The sequence below is a fragment of the Mesorhizobium qingshengii genome (assembly GCF_900103325.1).
Taxonomy (GTDB): domain Bacteria; phylum Pseudomonadota; class Alphaproteobacteria; order Rhizobiales; family Rhizobiaceae; genus Mesorhizobium; species Mesorhizobium qingshengii.
The window spans coordinates 1-2880 of record NZ_FMXM01000078.1 but is presented as its reverse complement, the minus strand read 5'-3'; the positions used below and the strand labels follow the sequence as shown (position 1 = coordinate 2880).

Sequence of the window (2880 nt, the reverse complement as noted above, 5' to 3'; positions counted from 1 at the left end):
AGCTGCCGGATTGCTCGGCCGCGTCCCTTCTAACGTCACCACTCGCATTCAGCAGCTCGAGGCCGAGATCGGTGTGCCGCTGTTCCAACGCGACAAGAAGCGCATGACGCTGACGAACGAAGGGCAGACTTACCTCGACTTTGCCGATCGGATTCTGAATCTCGCCGAAGAGGCGCAGCAGCTCGTCAATCCGTCGGGGCCGATCGGCACCTTACGCGTTGGCTCCATGGAGAGCACAGTGGCGAGCCGGCTTCCGATTCCACTTGCCACCTACAACAAGAAGTGGCCTCAGGTGATAATCGACCTGTCGACGGCCCCTACCCGGCAGCTCATCGACGCGCTGTTTGCACACCGGATTGACTGCGCCCTCATTGCGGTGCCTTCAGGAGAATGGTGGCTCGCACCGACGGAGCTTGATAAGATTGCGATCTTTCGGGAGGAGCTGGTGCTGCTATTGCCGCCCGAACATCCCGTCGTGCGCGATGCGAGTGACATCAAGCCGAAGGCGTTAGCCGCCTTTGCACCAGGCTGCACATACCGCATGCTTGCCGAGGAATGGCTGACTGGATTCGGCACGCTCAAGGAGCGCTTTGCGGTCCAGGAGGTGAAATCCTACCACGCGATGTTTGCCTGCACGGCTGCAGGCTCCTGCGTCAGCATTATTCCTCGCAGCGTCGTGGACCTGATGCGGCATCTGGGACCGGTCCAAGAGCATCCGCTAATGTCCGTCGATACCTATCTGGCTTGTCGACCGGGCTTCGCTACGCCGGCCTTTTCCGAGTTTCGCAAGACGCTTGAGGCGTTTTCGGACATCAAGGATCAGGGCGATGCATGAGAAGGCTGCGACCGAGGCCACAGTCGCGGCCGCCTTGGTGTTGGTCATCGGCATGGGATTCGGCCGCTTCGCCTTCACAGGTCTCTATCCGCTGATGGTCGTCAACCAGCAGATTACGGTTGGGGGCGGCTCTTATGCGGCGTCGGCAAACTACGCCGGATATCTGATCGGCGCCCTGCTGACCGCGCTGCTCTCGGGTGTCCCAAGTCGCAAGCTGTGCATCTTCGCAACGTTCATGACAGTTATCACTCTTTGGCTTTTGGCGTTTCCCTTGCCGGAATGGCTTGTCGTGACGATCCGCGGATTTGCGGGCCTTTTCAGTGCTATGTCCATGGTGGCCGCTTCGCATTGGCTCATACATGATCACAGACAGCATAGAAGCGCTCCGGCGCTTTACTCGGGGGTAGGTCTCGGTATTGTCGTTTCGGCTGAGATAATCGCCGTAGGCCGTCTGACCTCTCTGTCGAGCTACACGATCTGGTTTGCCCTCGCTGCCGCGGCGCTCGCTGTGACAATCATATCCGTTGCGATGCAGGGTCGGGCAGATGGCTCAAAACCTCATCAAGTTCAATCGCAACTTGCCTCAGAAGAACAAAACCCAATTATGCTCGGCGCAACGAGGCTCATCCTGATTTACGGGCTCGCGGGCCTGGGCTATATCATCACTGCGACCTATCTGCCTCTTCTCGTGCGCAGCGCGGGTGCCTCATTCGACCCAGTGCATATTTGGGCGATGTTCGGCCTAGGGGCCGTGCCATCTTGCTTTTTGTGGCATGCTCTGGATCAAAGGTGGGGGACCCACCGCAGCCTCATGTTGAACTTGGTCGTTCAAGCCACGGGTGTCCTCTTGCCGGTTCTCCACACGCCCGCAGCCTACATCGTCAGCGCGTTGCTTGTCGGCGGGACCTTTATGGGGACAGTGACAATTGCGATGCCCGCAGCTCGCAAACTGTCAGGGAAAGTTCACTTCAACATGCTTGCGATCATGACCGCCGCATATGGAGTGGGACAGGTCATCGGTCCTCTGATGGCTAACGCTCTCTACCTCCGGACCGCCTCCTTCGATGCCTCGCTTGTCATCGCGACATTGGCTCTGCTGGTCGCTGGCGCACTCTGCTTTAGCAGGAGCCCTACGCACCTCGATGAACCGGCACCTTCGCCACGGAGTAGTACAGCACCGTGACGACCTTCACTTCAGTATCGAATACCTATCGCCAGGCCAAAGTAGATGGACTGGATGCCTTCTATCGGCCGGCCGGCCCCACCGACGCCCCTACCATCGTGCTCCTCCATGGCTTCCCTTCGTCCTCGCGCATGTACTTTGCTGATCCCGCTGCTCGCGGACACTTATCACGTCATCGCGCCCGACTATCCCGGCTTCGGTCACATCGAAGCGCCGTCCCGAGATCGCTACAGCTACACCTTTGACGCATTAGCCGCGTCCATCAGCGCCTTGCTCGCATATTTAAAGATCGACAGCTACGCGCTCTTCATGCAGGACTATGGCGGCCCGGTCGGGTTCCGCATGGCGCTCAGCCGTCCCGACCAGGTGAAGGCGCGCTCATCATCCAAAACGCCAACGCTTATCGCGAGGGCCTCGGCGCTAATTGGTTCGGCCTGAAAAATAGGTTGAAGCCTTGTGCTGCAGGGATTCCCAAGGTTTGAAGTATTGGAAAATGCCAGAAATCGAATCTGATCCTGTCCCTTTCTGGTGTTTTAACGATGCTGCCATCCCGTCCGACACGCAACAGGAATGACCTCTTCCGCGAACGTCTGGACGCGATCGTCGGGTCTGATGCGATGGGCACGGTTCGATGAGGCGTTGGGCCGCTTCTACCGTCCGGTCGTCAGGCCGGCCAAGCCGACGCGGTTGATGGTCGGGCTGCATTACCTCAAGCACGGCCATGACGTGTCGGACGAGGAGGTGGTGGAACGCTGGCTGGAGAATGCCTGTTGATTTCCGCCGAGAACCGACCCGGGATTGGGCGGTTTTTCCATTGAGAAGTGACCCATGTTTGAACCCACCCCTGCTGGCTGATTGCAGG

General features: G+C 58.8%; 3 protein-coding genes and 1 pseudogene. All 4 read left to right on the top strand.

The window, feature by feature from the left end; genetic code table 11:
• On the top strand, positions 1-835 hold an 835-nt coding region (locus BLS48_RS34300), incomplete at its 5' end, for a LysR substrate-binding domain-containing protein (RefSeq protein WP_091586663.1).
• Positions 828-2018: a YbfB/YjiJ family MFS transporter gene (locus BLS48_RS34295; protein ID WP_084791822.1), complete on the top strand. Its 1191-nt coding sequence runs from the start codon at positions 828-830 to the stop codon at positions 2016-2018. The genes BLS48_RS34300 and BLS48_RS34295, both read left to right, overlap by 8 nt.
• 138 nt (positions 2019-2156) lie before the next feature.
• Positions 2157-2456, top strand: a complete 300-nt coding sequence (locus tag BLS48_RS34290; protein ID WP_342028562.1) for an alpha/beta fold hydrolase — start codon at positions 2157-2159, stop codon at positions 2454-2456.
• 101 nt (positions 2457-2557) lie between these two features.
• Positions 2558-2783: pseudogene (locus BLS48_RS34285) on the top strand (transposase); the annotation flags it as partial.
• Between the last annotated feature and the right edge of the window lie 97 nt (positions 2784-2880).